The organism is Pseudomonas sp. Leaf15, from assembly GCF_001421425.1.
Classification (GTDB): domain Bacteria; phylum Pseudomonadota; class Gammaproteobacteria; order Pseudomonadales; family Pseudomonadaceae; genus Aquipseudomonas; species Aquipseudomonas salomonii.
Genome location: NZ_LMKI01000012.1, coordinates 1 through 13,794, shown reverse-complemented (window position 1 = coordinate 13,794; position 13,794 = coordinate 1). Strand labels below are relative to the sequence as shown.

Below are 13,794 nucleotides of genomic sequence, written 5' to 3'. Positions count from 1 at the left end.
ACGTGATTACCGCCCAAGCCTTCTCGACTATCCGGGCCATCCCGCGTTGCGCCTGGAATGACTGCTTTCCCGCAGCCCTGGAGGATTGGGATTTTTACGTTGCCGTGGAAAACGCCGCGATCGATGATTTCAAGTGGCGTTACCTGGCCGTCTACGACGATGAAACGCTGGTGGCCGTGGCCGCCGCGTTCATCACTTATTATCGCCTCGACACCACGGTGTCGGGCGCCGGCAAGCGCTTTACCGAGCGCCTGGAGCGACTGTGGCCGGGTGTTTTGCGCTTGCAGTTGTACGCCATCGGCTCGCCGGTGGCCGAGCGTTGCGATGCAGGTATCGCCAGCCACGTGCCCCAGGAGCAGCGCCCGCTGCTGATCAAGCACTTGCTGGAGGCCGCCCGCCAGGACGCCAATACCTTCGGGATTGGCCTGGTGGCGGTCAAAGACGTGCCTACCCATGACCTCGACTGGGCAGACAATTGCCGCCAGGCGGGCTTTCAGAGCATGCCAAGCTTACCCAGTGGCTGGCTGACGGTGCCTTACGGCTCGGTGGACGCCTACCTGGGCTCGCTGTGCAAGGCGACCCGCAAAGACCTGCGCCGCAAATTGCGTGCGCCGGGCCCGCGGGTTGAGTGGCGGTACACCATTGATGACGTGTTACCCGAGGTGATGCGCCTGTACGAAGACACGCTCAGCCGCGCCGATTTGCAGTTCGAACGCCTGCCGGCCAGTTACTTCACCGGCATCCTGGAACGGCTGCAAGGGCGTGCGGTCTGTGCTCTTTACTGGGTTAATGAGCGGCTGGTAGCGTTCAACCTGGTGCTGTTGGACGAGCACCGCCTGGTCGATAAGTTTTTCGGGCATGACCGTGAATTTACCCGTGAATACAGTTTGTACTTTCGCTACTGGCTGACCAATGTCGACTACTGTATTGCACACAAGATCCCGCTGTACGAGTGCGGTCAGGAGGGCTATGCCAGTAAGCTGCGCCTGGGCTGTGAGTTCCAGGGCAACAGCATGTTCTTCCGTCACCGTAACCGGCTGGTCAACAGCGTGCTCAAGCTCGTGAAAATGTATATAAGACCGGATCGATCCGACCCTGCCATGGCTGCTGCGATAAGCGAAACCTGATGATCACCAAGACCCGCCAAAAAGCCCGCCCCTTTGCCATTTCGCGTTGGAGCGTCCAGCGCAAGCTGGTGCTGGCGTTCTGGCTGGTCAGCGTTATCCCGACCATGATCGCGGCCGAACTGGCGGCGACCACCTTGTCGCAGATTTTCGACAGCAACGTGCGCATCTGGCTGCAAGAGTCGACCAAGATCGTCAAGGACGAAATCGGCGACATCCTGCATGACAACGCGCGCATGGCCAAACTGTTCCTGCGCTACACCGCGCCGCCGTCGAGCAAGCAAGCGGCCAAGCATGACCGCCTGACCGCCGACATCGCCGACGCCACCGATATCGATGTGGTCGCGCTGATTCGCGTGAGTGACCATAAAGTGGTGTTCAGCACCGCCGCCGACGATGTGGTCAAGCAGATCAACCTGACCAGCAACGCGGTATTGCAGACCGTGCAAGTGGCCGGCGTGACCACGGGCCTGGTGGTCTCCACATTCGAAACCACCCAGGAGGGCGTCGATTACCTGCTGCTGGTGGCCACGTACCTGGACAGCAGTTTCCTCACCAGCGTGGCCGATGTGCACTCCCTCGACCTGCGCCTGTACCTGGCCAACCCTCAAGGGTTTTCCGAGATCTTCTCGACCCAGCGTTTTGAAAACCACCCTTCGCGCATCCCGAAGAATGTCGAAACCGCCATGCGCGCCACCAAGCAACCGAGCGAGCAGTTCACCAATAACTACAGCGGGTTGTACTGGCCGATCTTCAATGATGCCGGCGACCTGCAAGGCGTGATCTTCAGCGGCCTGTTGCGCCACACCAGCCTGGTGGGGCTGGTGAACCAGAGCAACCTGTTCGTGCTGATTTTCCTGCTGAGTTCGGCGTTGTCCCTGGGCGCAGGTGTCTTGGTGTCACGCCGCCTGACCAAACCGCTGCGCGATTTGTCCCAGGGCGTTGACGCGGTGATCTCGGGCAATTACGAGCATCGCGTGTTGGTCACCGGCGGCGATGAGCTGGCGCAACTGAGCAGCACCTTCAACCACATGACCGAGCGCCTGGGCGAGTTGCATCACCTTGAAGCCCAGCTGCGCCGTCGCGACCGGCTGCATGCGTTGGGCGAAGTCGCCATGGGCCTGGCCCACGAGATTCGCAACCCGTTGGGCATCATCAAGACCGCCACCCAATTGCTGCACCGCCGAGTTGACCTGCCGGACACCGACAAGCGCCACCTGGAATACGTGATCAGCGAAGTCAGCCGCATCAACGACCTGATCACCGAGTTTCTGGATTTCGCCAAGCCCAATCCGCCCCTGCGTGTGTTGCAGGCGGCGCGCCCGGTGGTGGAAGAAATCCTCGGCTTTTGCAGCCCGGAACTGGCCACCCATAACATCGATGCGCACATCGATGACCAGTCGCCCGGCGCGACAATCTATGCCGATGCCAAGCAACTCAAGCAGGCTTGCCTGAACCTGATCCTCAACGCCATCGACGCGATGCCCGAAGGTGGGCGCCTGACCCTGGGCATTCGCAGCGTGGACGGCAATACGGTGATCAGCATCGCCGACACCGGCCAAGGTATTCCGGCCGATATGATCGAGCGCATCTTCACACCATTCGTCACCACCAAGGCCTCGGGCACGGGCCTGGGGCTGGCTAAAGTCTATTCGATCATGGAAAGTCACGACGGCAGCATCGAATGTGCCAGTGAGAAAGATGCCGGCGCCACCTTCAGCCTGTACATTCCGGCCCATGGCGAAGATGACGGCGACGATGAGGAAGTTCATGACGCATAACGTATTGGTAGTCGACGACGAGCCCAAGCTCTGCGACTTGCTGTCATCGGCCTTGAGCCAGAATGGCATTCAGGTCTTTACCGCCGGCAACGGCCTGCACGCGCTCAAGGTGCTGGAGCAGGAGGACATCGACCTGGTGATCAGCGACTGGCGTATGCCGGGCATGGACGGGCCGGCGCTGCTGGCCGAGATAAAAGTGCGCTTCCCGGAGTTGCCGGTGATCGTGATGACCGCCTACAGCACGGTAAAAAACGCCGTGCAGTCGATGCGCAACGGCGCCTATGACTACATTGCCAAGCCGTTCGATATCGACGAGCTGGACATCACCGTGGCCAAGGCCCTGCAGTTTCGCGACATCATGCGCGACAACGCGCGCCTGCGCGCCGAGCTGGATCACCATGCGCAGTTCGACAGCCTGGTGGGCGACAGCCCGGCGTTTCGCCAGGTGCTGCACGCGGTCGATTCGGTACGCGACAGCAACGCGACCATTCTGTTGACCGGCGAAAGCGGCACCGGCAAGGAAATGGTCGCGCGAGCGATTCATAAACATGGCAGCCGCGCCGACAAACCGTTCGTGGCGGTCAACTGCGCGGCCATTCCCGAAGGCTTGCTGGAAAGCGAGATGTTCGGCCATCGCAAAGGCGCCTTTACCGGCGCCGTGGCCGACCGGGTAGGGCGCTTTATGCAGGCCGACCAGGGCACTTTGTTTCTGGATGAAGTGGGCGACATGCCGTTGGCGTTGCAGGCCAAGATCCTGCGGGCCTTGCAGGAGCGCGTGATCGAGCCGGTGGGCGACCCCCGCGAGCGCAAGGTGGATGTGCGCGTGATCGCCGCCACCAACAAGAACCTGCTGGATGCGGTGGCCAATAAAGAGTTTCGCGAAGACCTGTATTACCGCCTCAATGTGTTCCCGATTCCTTTGCCGGCCCTGCGCGAGCGCGCCGAAGACATCGTGCCCCTGGCCCGCCACTTCGCCCAGACCCTGAGTGCTACTGCGGGCAAACGCATCACCGGCTTCAGCCCCGAGGCGTTGCAGGCGATGGCGGCCTACCACTGGCCGGGCAATATCCGTGAGCTGCAAAACTGCGTGGAGCGGGCGACCATCGTGGCGGCTTCCCCGGTGATCGAAGACATTGACTTGCCGGCTTACCTGTTTGCATCCAAGCCTGCCGAGGACGGCGTTACGGCGCTGCTGGGCGACACACCGGGCGTGCCTGCCGACCTGGATGCGGCGCTGGCTGAAGTCGAGAAAACCTACATCATGGCAGCGCTGAACGAGAGCAACGGCGTGCAGGCTGCGGCGGCGGCGAAGATCGGGATTTCCGAGAGGAGCTTCTGGTATCGGCTGAAAAAGCTGGGGATTCAGGTCGAGAAGATCATCCGCTGAAAGTGTTTGATGCCGATCGTTCCCACGCTCTGCGTGGGAACGCAGCCCTGGACGCTCCGCGTCCCGAAGCGTGACGCAGAGCGTCACAAGCGGCATTCCCACGCGGAGCGTGGGAACGATCAGTTTGCGGTGTGTCAGGCGTGGACGCGTACCCACACGCTCACCAACACGGTCGCCGCCATCAGCCATGCCACCGCCGCCACGGCGAGTGACGCCTCCAGGCGCATGCGGTCGACCATCACATACAGCGTCGCCAAATACACAAAATACGGAATGATCGACCACATCCCAAACAGTATAGTGGTCTTCAGGTCGTCCACCGAACGGCCCTTGCCGACGATGTAGTGCGCGATCAACGCGAAGGTCGGAAACAGCGGCACCAGCCCTGCGATGTAGTAGTTTTTGGTCTTGGCCAGCGCCGCCAGGATCAGCACCACCGCCGCGCCCAGGGCGGCTTTCAGGAGTAAGTCCATCAGTGGCTCAACCCGTACTTCTTGACCTTGTCGAACAGCGTGGTCTTGGCCATTCCCAGTTCCAGGCTCGCCTGGGTAAGGTTGCCGCCGCTGCGTTGCAGGGCATCGTTGAGCAGGTTGCGCTCGAAGGCTTCCACCGCCTCGGTAAAGGCCAGGCCGTGATTGCTGCTGCTGGCGCCGCTTTTCTTGAAGGCCGGCAAGCCCAGCGCAAAGCGCTCGGCGACGTTGCGCAGTTCGCGCACGTTGCCAGGCCAATCGTGGCTCATCAGGGTCGATACGGTCTGGTTGTCCAGCTCCGGCACACTGCGGTCAAAACGCAAGGAGGACTGCTGCAGGAAGTGTTCGAACAACTGCAGAATGTCTTCGCGGCGCTCGCGCAGCGGTGGTAGTTCCAGGGTCACCACGTTAAGGCGGTAGTACAGGTCGCTACGGAATTGGCTGGCGCGGCTCAGCTCGTCGAGATCGGATTTGGTCGCGGCAATCACCCGGCAATCCACCGCCACGCTCTGGTTGGAGCCCAGGCGTTCCAAGGTGCGCTCCTGCAACACGCGCAGCAGCTTGATCTGCAGGTTGATCGGCATGCTTTCCACTTCGTCGAGGAACAGCGTGCCCTCATGGGCGTGTTCGATCTTGCCGATACGCCGCTTGCCCGCGCCGGTAAAGGCGTTGGCTTCGTGACCGAATATTTCGCTTTCGAACAGGTTCTCCGGCAGGCCGCCGCAGTTCAGGGCTACGAACTGGTGGTCGTGGCGCCGGCTGAAATCGTGCAAGCAACGCGCGACCAGTTCCTTGCCGGTGCCGGTTTCGCCTTCGATCAGCACGTTGGCCGAGGTGTCAGCGACGTTGGCGATCAGCTCGCGCAGGTTCTGCATGGCGGGCGAGCGGCCGATGATGCGGCCTTCCAGCGAGTCGCGCTCGGCCAGTTGGCGGCGCAGCGACCAGACTTCCCGTGCCAGCCCACGTTGCTCAAGGGCGCGGCGCGCCACATCGACCAGGCGTTCGGGGGAGAAGGGTTTTTCCATAAAGTCGTAGGCGCCGTTACGCATGGCGCCGACCGCCATCGAGATATCGCCATGGCCGGTGATCAGCACCACCGGAAGGCTTTTATCCAGGGCCTTGAGGCGGGTCAGCAGCTCCAGGCCGTCGATGCCGGGCAGGCGAATGTCGCTGATGACGATGCCGGCAAAGTTCTCGCCGATGCGCTTGAGGGCTTCTTCGGCGCTGCCCACACCCACGCTGTGAATGTCTTCCAGCGCCAGGGCTTGCTGGCAGCCGAGCAGCACATGGGGGTCGTCTTCGACGATCAGAACGGTGAGGTCTTTAGGATCGGTACTCATCATGTCGACTCAGCTTTTTGGGTGCCCACCAACGGCAGGCACAAGACAAAGGCAGTACCACCACTGGCCGGGTGTTCCACGGCGAGGTTGCCGCCGGTGGCCGCCGCCAGGCTGGCGGAAAGGGTCAGGCCCAGGCCCAGGCCTTGTTCGCCGGGTTTGGTGGTGAAGAACGGTTCGAATAAATGTTTGCGCGCTTCGGGGTCGATGCCGTGGCCATTGTCGCGCACGTGCAGACGGTATTTACCGTCGGCGCCCTGGCCGTCCAACCATAGCTCGGGTGTCGGCTGAGCTTGCATCGCATCGAGCGCGTTGCCGATCAAGTTGACCAGGATCTGCTCCAGGCGGGTCTGGTCGATCTGCAGCTGGGCGGGGGCGAAGTTGCGGTGCACGGTCAACGGCAAGCCGTCCAGGCGCGCGCCCAGCACCTGGAAGGCGGCGTCCACGGCTTTGCCCAGGTTGGCTTCGCCCTGGTCATCACCGCGCCGGGCAAATGAGCGCAGGCTGGCGGTGATGCGGCCCATGCGGTCGATCAGCTCGTTGATGGTCTTGAGGTTGGCGCTGGCGGTGTCGAGGGCGCCACGTTCGAGGAAGCGCACGGTGTTGCCCGACAGCGTGCGTAATGCCGCCAGCGGCTGGTTCAATTCATGGGCAATGCTGGTCGACATCTGGCCGATGGCCGCCAGCTTGCCGGCCTGCACCAGTTCATCCTGGGCGCGGCGCAGGGTTTCTTCGGCCTGGCGGCGCTCGCGGATCTGGCCCTTGAGCCGTTCGTTACTGGCGCGCAGGTCGGCGGTGCGTTCGGCAATCCGTCGTTCCAGCTGGCTGTTGGCTTCCTGCAAGGCTTCGCGCGCGGCGAGGCGGGTGGCGATGACTTTGCGCCGCTCGTTCCAGGCGATCAGCAGGAACGCGACCAGGCCAAAGGCGACCGCCACCAGAATGCCCTGATTGATCGCGGCGCGGCGCAAGTCGTTAAGCGGGGTCAGCAGGGTGAAGTTCCACGGCGTGTCGCTGAGCGGGCGGGTCTGGGCCAGGTAGCTGACTTCACGCTCGTCGTTGACCACTTCACTGTTGGCCGGGAAGGTGAGCTTCTCGGTGCCTTCGTTGAGTCGCTCGCGGGCCAACGGCTCCAGCTCGTTCAACGTTGCCCAGTAATATTGCAGGCTGTGGGCCAGGCGTTCCTTGGTGTCATCGCTCAGCGGGCGCACGGCCTTGAGGCGCCGGGCCGGGTCGCTGGAAAGGATGATGATGCCGTTTTCGTCGCTCACAAAGGCTTCAAGACGCGCGCGCTGCCAGCGTTCTTCGAGGGCTTCAAGGCGCACTTTGACCACGGCCACGCCGATGATCTTGCCGTGCTCTTCGAGGCCGTGGGCCAGGTAGTAACCGGGTTCGCCGTTGGTGCTGCCAATGCCATAGAAACGGCCGGGCTGGCCGCGCACGGCATTTTGGAAATAGGCACGGAAGGACAGGTCTTCACCCTGGTAACTGTCGGCATCGCGCCAGTTACTGGTGGCCAGTACGCGGCCGGTGGTGTCCATCACGTAGATGGCCCGACTGCGACTGCGTCGGTTCAGGCCTTCGAGGTAACTATTGACCGTTTGCCGGGTTTCCTGGCTCGGGTCGGCCAGCAGCCTGGAGACGCTGGATTCGAGCTCCAACAGGCTGGGCAGGTAGGTGTATTTGCTCAGTTCGCTTTCGACGGTGCGGGCATGCAGTTCCAGCTGGCGCTCGCCGTTGTCGCTGAGGGTGCGGATGCCATAGTACTCACTGACCCAGAAGCCGATGTAACCCAGGCCGACCATCAGGGCGATGATCAACGGCGGCAGGAACAGTTGGCGAATCAGACGAGGTTTCACGGCAAGTGATGGCGGTGCGGCGCGAAATTGGTTGGGGTCGCATTTCATCACAGATGCCTTGGGTCAACCAGCGCTGTCAGCCCTGCTGTGAAACCGGTTGTGTGGGCAGTTTGACTGTGTGGGAGCCGGGCTTGCCCGCGATGCAGGCGCCTCGGTGTATCATTTGCACCGAGGTGATGCTGTCGCAGGCAAGCCAGCTCCCACACAAGCCGTTTTCCACACAGGCCCGGTTCCCACAGGGAGAACAGTGCTGCTTTTTAGTGCTGCAGGATTTTCTCAAGGAAGTGCTGCGCGCGTTCGGAGCGGGCGCTGATGTCGCCGAAGAACTCCTCTTTCGGGCAGTCTTCGATGATCTTGCCGGCGTCCATGAAGATCACGCGGTCGGCCACTTTGCGCGCGAAGCCCATTTCGTGGGTCACGCACATCATGGTCATGCCTTCGTGGGCCAGTTGCACCATCACGTCGAGCACTTCATTGACCATTTCCGGGTCGAGTGCCGAGGTCGGCTCGTCGAACAGCATGACGATCGGGTCCATGGCCAGGGCGCGGGCGATGGCCACACGCTGTTGCTGACCGCCGGAGAGCTGGCCCGGGTGCTTGTGGGCGTGTGCCGACAGGCCAACGCGTTCAAGCAGTTGCAGACCCTTCTTGGTGGCTTCTTCTTTACTGCGGCCCAGCACCTTGATCTGCGCGATGGTCAGGTTTTCGGTGATGGTCAGGTGCGGGAACAGCTCGAAGTGCTGGAACACCATGCCCACGCGCGAGCGCAGTTTGGGCAGGTTGGTCTTCGGGTCGGCGATGGAGGTGCCGTCGACCACGATGTCGCCCTTCTGGAACGGTTCCAGCGCGTTGACGCACTTGATCAGGGTGGATTTGCCCGAACCCGATGGGCCGCACACCACGATCACTTCGCCTTTTTTGACATCAGTGCTGCAATCGGTCAGCACCTGGAAGTCGCCATACCACTTGTTGATGTTCTTGATAGAGATCATACGGCAAACCTTTTTTGCAGACGCTTGACCAGCAGCGAGGCGGAAAAGCTGATGATGAAGTAGACGACACCGGCGAAGATCAGGAACTCATTGGAGCGGCCGATGATGTCGCCGTTGGAGCGGGCGGAGTTGAGGAAGTCCACCAGGCCCACGGTGTAGACCAGCGAGGTGTCCTGGAACAGGATGATCGACTGTTGCAGCAGCAACGGGGTCATCTTGCGGAACGCCTGGGGCAGGATGATCAGGCGCATGGTCTGGCCATAGGTCATGCCCATCGCCTGGGCTGCGCCCATCTGGCCCTTGGGAATCGACTGCACGCCGGCCCGCACGATTTCACAGAAGTACGCGGCTTCGAACATCATGAAGGCCACGACGCAGGAGGTGAACGCACCGATCGGGGTGTCTTCGCCGGTAATCCAGCGCAACACGAACGGCACCGCCAGGTAGAACCAGGTGATCACCAGCAGCAGCGGGATCGAGCGGAAGTAGTTCACGTAGGCGCCGGCCAGGCGTGACAGCAGTTTGCTGGACGACAGGCGCATCAGCGCCAGGACCGTACCCAGCGCGATGCCGCCGACCACACCCATGACCATCAACTGCAAGGTCATGACCATGCCGTTCCACAGGCCCGGGATGGCGGGGATGATACCGCTGAAATCGAAGTCCATTATTTACCCCCCACGGAGATCAGGCCGGGCACCGCGACTTTCTTCTCGATCACACGCATCAGCAACATCAGGCTCATGTTCAAGGTGAAGTAGATCAACGTGGCCAGGGTGAAGGCTTCAAACAGGTTGGCCGAAAACTCGGCGGTCTGTTTGGTTTGCGCCAGCAGTTCCATCAAACCGATCAAGGACGCCACGGAGGAGTTCTTGAACACGTTGAGGAATTCCGAGGTAAGCGGCGGAATGATGATGCGGTAGGCCTGGGGCAGCAGCACGTTCCAGTAGATCTGCGGCAGCTTGAAGCCCATGGCGCGCGCCGCAGCTTCCTGGCCACGTGGCAGCGCCTGGATGCCGGTACGCACTTGTTCGCACACACGGGCGGCGGTGAACAGGCCCAGGCACACGACAACGCTCAGATAGGCCGAGGTGGTCGGGTTGAGGTCTTGTTTGTACCAGTCCTGCAGGTTCTGCGGCAGCATATCGGGCACCAGGAAGTACCAGATAAACAGCTGCACCAGCAGCGGCACGTTACGAAACAGTTCCACGTAACAGGTCGCGATGCCCGCTATGAGGCGGTTTGGCACGGTGCGCATGACGCCCAGAATGGAGCCAAGCAACAAGGCGATGATCCATGCCACGACAGCGATGGCGATGGTCCAGCCCAAACCGGCGATGTACCAGTCGAGATAAGTCTCGCTGCCCACGCCAGTGGACTTGAAGAACACGCCCCAGTCCCAGTTGTAATTCATTAGGGTCTCCCCTCGAGATCGATCGATGTACAAGCACCTGCTTGGGGAAGATCCTTTCCCGCCTGACGGTGAACGCCAGGCACACGCGATCGGCTCGAAAACCGCCAGGTCGAGTGTTCCACATTAAAGCCAGCAGGTAGTAACAGACGCCTGAGGGAGGGTTGGCTCCCTCAGGACATAAGCTTAGTCAGGTATCAGATTTTTACGTCAGGGGCTGGCTTGTCGCTTGGGTTAGCGATCAGCTCCTTAACCTTTTCGCTCATCGGGAAGTTCAGGTTCAGGCCTTTTGGTGGGATCGGGCTCTCGAACCACTTGCTGTAGATCTTGTTGATCTCGCCGGATTTGTACAGGGCGACGATGGCGTCATCCACGGCTTTCTTGAAGGCCGGGTCGTCTTTACGCACCATGCACGCGTAGGCTTCGAAGGACTGTGGAGTACCGGTGATGACCCAGTCTTTCGGATTTTTGGCCTTGGCTTCTTCGCCGGCCAGCAGAGCGTCGTCCATCATGAACGCAACGGCACGGCCGCTTTCGAGCATCTGGAAGGATTCGCCGTGGTCTTTGGCGGAAATGACGTTCATGCCCATCTGCTTGTCGGCGTTCATCGCTTTGATGATGCGCTCGGACGTGGTGCCGGCGGTGGTCACGACGTTTTTGCCTTTCAGGTCGGCAAAGTCAGCGTAGGACGGCTTGCCATCCTTGTCCTTCTTGACCAGCAGACGGGTGCCGATTTCGAAGATGTTGACGGTGAAATCAACTTGCTGGGCGCGTTCGGCGTTGTTGGTGGTGGAGCCGCACTCAAGGTCCGCCGTGCCGTTCTGGATCAGCGGGATACGAGTCTGCGAAGTCACCAGGTTGTACTTGGCCTTCAGGTCGGGCTTGTTCAGGTCTTTTTTCAGGGCTTCAACCACAGCCAACTGAACGTCGTGGGAGTAGCCCACGGGTTTGCCCGAGCCATCCGCGATGTAGGAAAACGGAATGGAGCTGTCGCGGTGAGCGAGGGTGATGGTGCCGGAGTCGTTGATTTTCTTCAGTGTGCCGGTGAGTTCGGCGGCGAAAACTGGAGTGCTGATCAGAGCAGCAGCGATAGCTGCGCCCAGGATATGGGGAACGATGCGCATCAATACTTCCTCGACATTTGTTTTTTTTATGAAGCCGGCTTAGCGGCTCTCTTTGTACTGCGAATGCCCATGACGGCTCCTAAGGCGCCTCAGGCAATCGTCAGGGAGTGTAGAGCATGAGTCGTGCCATACCGGAAATAAAAGGTTATTTGATTGATTTATAAGGAGATTAACTTTGTGTTACGAGGGATTTATAACGGTTCGGTCCGGCAAACCGAATGGGGTGGGGTGTAGCGTTCGGAAAACCGAATGCTCAGCAAGGTATTCCGAGCGGGGCTTTTGTGGGAGCTGGCTTGTCGAATCGTCGCACCGCTGCGATGCAGGCACCTCGGTCTTTAGTTGAGCCGAGGTGATGCAATCGCAGGCACTGGCAACATAAAAAAGCCCCTGAACCTTGCGGTACAGGGGCTTCTTGTCACTGCCTGCGATCAGGCCGCTTCAATCTTTGCGCGGTTTTGCTCAACCTTGGACAGGTAACGCTGCACGTTGTCCTGCTCTTGCGGTGTAGTGAACAAGCCCAGCTTGGTCCGGCGCCACAGCACGTCCTGCGGTTGCGTCACCCATTCTTCGGCGCACAGGTAATCGACTTCGCGGGTGTACAGGCCGCCACCCAGGTGTTCGCCCAAGTCAGCCAGCGATTGCACACCTTCGAGCAAGCGCCAGGTACGGCTGCCGTATGTGGTAGACCAACGGCGTGCGATCTCGCTGGGCACCCAGTCGAATTTGGCGCGAATCGCTTCGGACAAGGCTTCTGGCGTGGTCATGTTTTCGCCGCCCGGCAGGCTCGCGGTGGCGGTCCAGCTTGGGCGCATCTGCGTGAAAAACGGCGCCAGTTGCGCCATCGCCGACTCGGCCAGCTTGCGGTAGGTGGTTAACTTGCCACCGAACACCGACAGGATCGGCGCTTCACCATTACCGCCAGACAGTGACAGGGTGTAGTCGCGGGTGATGGCCGACGGGTTGTCCGATTCGTCGTTGCACAGCGGGCGCACGCCGGAGTAGGTGTGCACGATGTCGTCGCGGCTCAACTGCTTCTTGAAGTGCGCGTTGACTACTTTGAGCATGTAGTCGGTTTCACCTTCGGTAATCGCAACCTTCGCCGGGTCACCGGTGTACTCACGGTCGGTGGTGCCGATGATGGTCAGGTGGTTCAGGTACGGAATAGTGAAGACGATGCGCTGGTCTTCGTTCTGCAGAATGTGCGCATGCGCACCTTCGTAGAGTTTCGGCACGATCAGGTGGCTGCCCTGGATCAGGCGGATGCCGTAAGGCGAGTCCAGCTTCAGGTCTTCCTTGATGAACTTGGCGACCCACGGGCCGGCGGCGTTCACCAAGGCGCGAGCGCGGATCGAGAACAGGCTGCCATCGGCGCGTTCCATGTTCATTTCCCACATGCCGTTGCTGCGGTGTGCGCTGATGCAACGGGTCTGAGTGTGGATATGTGCGCCTTTTTCGCGGGCGGCCATGGCGTTGAGCACAACCAGGCGTGCGTCATCGACCCAGCAGTCGGAGTATTCGAAGCCTTTGGTGATTTCGCTCTTCAGCGGGCTGTCGGGGCCGAACTTGAGGCTCTTGGACCCGGCGAGTTTTTCGCGCTTGCCCAAGTGGTCGTACAGGAACAGGCCCGCGCGAATCATCCACGCCGGGCGCAGGTGCGGGCGGTGCGGCAATACAAAGCGCATCTGCTTGACGATGTGCGGGGCCTTGGCCAGCAGCACTTCACGTTCGGCCAGCGCCTCGCGTACCAGGCGGAATTCGTAATGTTCGAGGTAACGCAGGCCACCGTGGATCAGCTTGCTGCTGGCCGAAGAGGTGTGGCTGGCCAAGTCGTCCTTTTCGCAAAGGAATACCGACAAACCGCGCCCGGCTGCGTCTGCTGCAATGCCGACGCCATTGATCCCGCCGCCAATTACGGCAACGTCATAGACTTCGGCAAGCGGTGGAGCAGGCAAGGTGGAAGGGTTCATCGGCTGGCCTCGCGATCTTTTCGTCTTTGAATTCGAACATTAATGTTCATTTGCGAAAATGGTAGCTGATAAACGCGCGCACAGCCACCTGACTTCGATTGAAAAAACTCATCGAAGGGCGGGAAAAGGAAGAATTGTGAACATGAGCCTAGGGCCGGCTCGGGATTTGTGGTGTCGGAACTATCGCTATCGCGGGCAAGCCCGGCTCCCACAGTTGAACGAGTGCCTGCATGAGAATGCAGATCAACTGTGGGAGCAACTGTCTTAACCTACCGTCCGTCAGCGCCATTCTGTACCGTCTCGCAGCATGGCATTTAGTCTGATCAGTAGTATCCGCATGCAGGC

11 protein-coding genes are annotated in these 13,794 nt (G+C 60.6%); 3 read left to right on the top strand and 8 right to left on the bottom strand.

Going from position 1 to position 13,794, the window contains the following annotated elements; genetic code table 11:
- The first annotated feature begins 2 nt into the window (after positions 1-2).
- The 3 genes from ASE80_RS10410 to ASE80_RS10400 are packed head-to-tail and all read left to right on the top strand — an operon-like array spanning position 3 to position 4,292.
- Positions 3-1,127, top strand: coding sequence for a GNAT family N-acetyltransferase (locus ASE80_RS10410; protein ID WP_056858832.1), 1,125 nt, complete (start codon positions 3-5; stop codon positions 1,125-1,127).
- Positions 1,127-2,905 carry a sensor histidine kinase gene (locus ASE80_RS10405; protein WP_056858831.1) on the top strand — a complete coding sequence of 593 codons (1,779 nt, stop codon included), beginning with the start codon at positions 1,127-1,129 and terminating at the stop codon, positions 2,903-2,905. The genes ASE80_RS10410 and ASE80_RS10405 overlap by 1 nt, the downstream gene beginning before the upstream one ends.
- Positions 2,895-4,292, top strand: coding sequence for a sigma-54-dependent transcriptional regulator (locus ASE80_RS10400; protein ID WP_056858830.1), 1,398 nt, complete (start codon positions 2,895-2,897; stop codon positions 4,290-4,292). Before ASE80_RS10405 ends, ASE80_RS10400 begins: the two co-directional genes overlap by 11 nt.
- A 134-nt stretch (positions 4,293-4,426) precedes the next feature.
- On the opposite strand, the gene ASE80_RS10395 is transcribed toward ASE80_RS10400, so the two are convergent.
- The 8 genes from ASE80_RS10395 to glpD form a co-directional block, all read right to left on the bottom strand.
- Positions 4,427-4,765 (bottom strand): GlpM family protein, encoded by a 339-nt coding sequence (locus ASE80_RS10395; protein ID WP_056858829.1) that lies wholly within the window; start codon positions 4,763-4,765, stop codon positions 4,427-4,429.
- Positions 4,765-6,102 (bottom strand): sigma-54-dependent transcriptional regulator, encoded by a 1,338-nt coding sequence (locus ASE80_RS10390; protein ID WP_056858828.1) that lies wholly within the window; start codon positions 6,100-6,102, stop codon positions 4,765-4,767. Before ASE80_RS10390 ends, ASE80_RS10395 begins: the two co-directional genes overlap by 1 nt.
- Entirely contained in the window at positions 6,102-8,003 is a 1,902-nt protein-coding gene (locus ASE80_RS10385) for a sensor histidine kinase (RefSeq protein WP_056858827.1), read from the bottom strand. Before ASE80_RS10385 ends, ASE80_RS10390 begins: the two co-directional genes overlap by 1 nt.
- 209 nt (positions 8,004-8,212) lie before the next feature.
- Entirely contained in the window at positions 8,213-8,947 is a 735-nt protein-coding gene (locus ASE80_RS10380) for an amino acid ABC transporter ATP-binding protein (RefSeq protein WP_049709764.1), read from the bottom strand.
- Positions 8,944-9,615 (bottom strand): amino acid ABC transporter permease, encoded by a 672-nt coding sequence (locus ASE80_RS10375; protein WP_017137030.1) that lies wholly within the window; start codon positions 9,613-9,615, stop codon positions 8,944-8,946. The genes ASE80_RS10380 and ASE80_RS10375 overlap by 4 nt, the downstream gene beginning before the upstream one ends.
- On the bottom strand, positions 9,615-10,361 hold the full coding sequence (locus ASE80_RS10370) for an amino acid ABC transporter permease (protein WP_056858826.1): 747 nt from the start codon (positions 10,359-10,361) through the stop codon (positions 9,615-9,617). The genes ASE80_RS10375 and ASE80_RS10370 overlap by 1 nt, the downstream gene beginning before the upstream one ends.
- A gap of 194 nt (positions 10,362-10,555) precedes the next feature.
- Positions 10,556-11,482: a glutamate/aspartate ABC transporter substrate-binding protein gene (locus ASE80_RS10365; RefSeq protein WP_056858825.1), complete on the bottom strand. Its 927-nt coding sequence runs from the start codon at positions 11,480-11,482 to the stop codon at positions 10,556-10,558.
- A 428-nt stretch (positions 11,483-11,910) separates the two neighbouring features.
- Positions 11,911-13,449 carry a glycerol-3-phosphate dehydrogenase gene (glpD, locus tag ASE80_RS10360; RefSeq protein WP_056858824.1) on the bottom strand — a complete coding sequence of 513 codons (1,539 nt, stop codon included), beginning with the start codon at positions 13,447-13,449 and terminating at the stop codon, positions 11,911-11,913.
- Between the last annotated feature and the right edge of the window lie 345 nt (positions 13,450-13,794).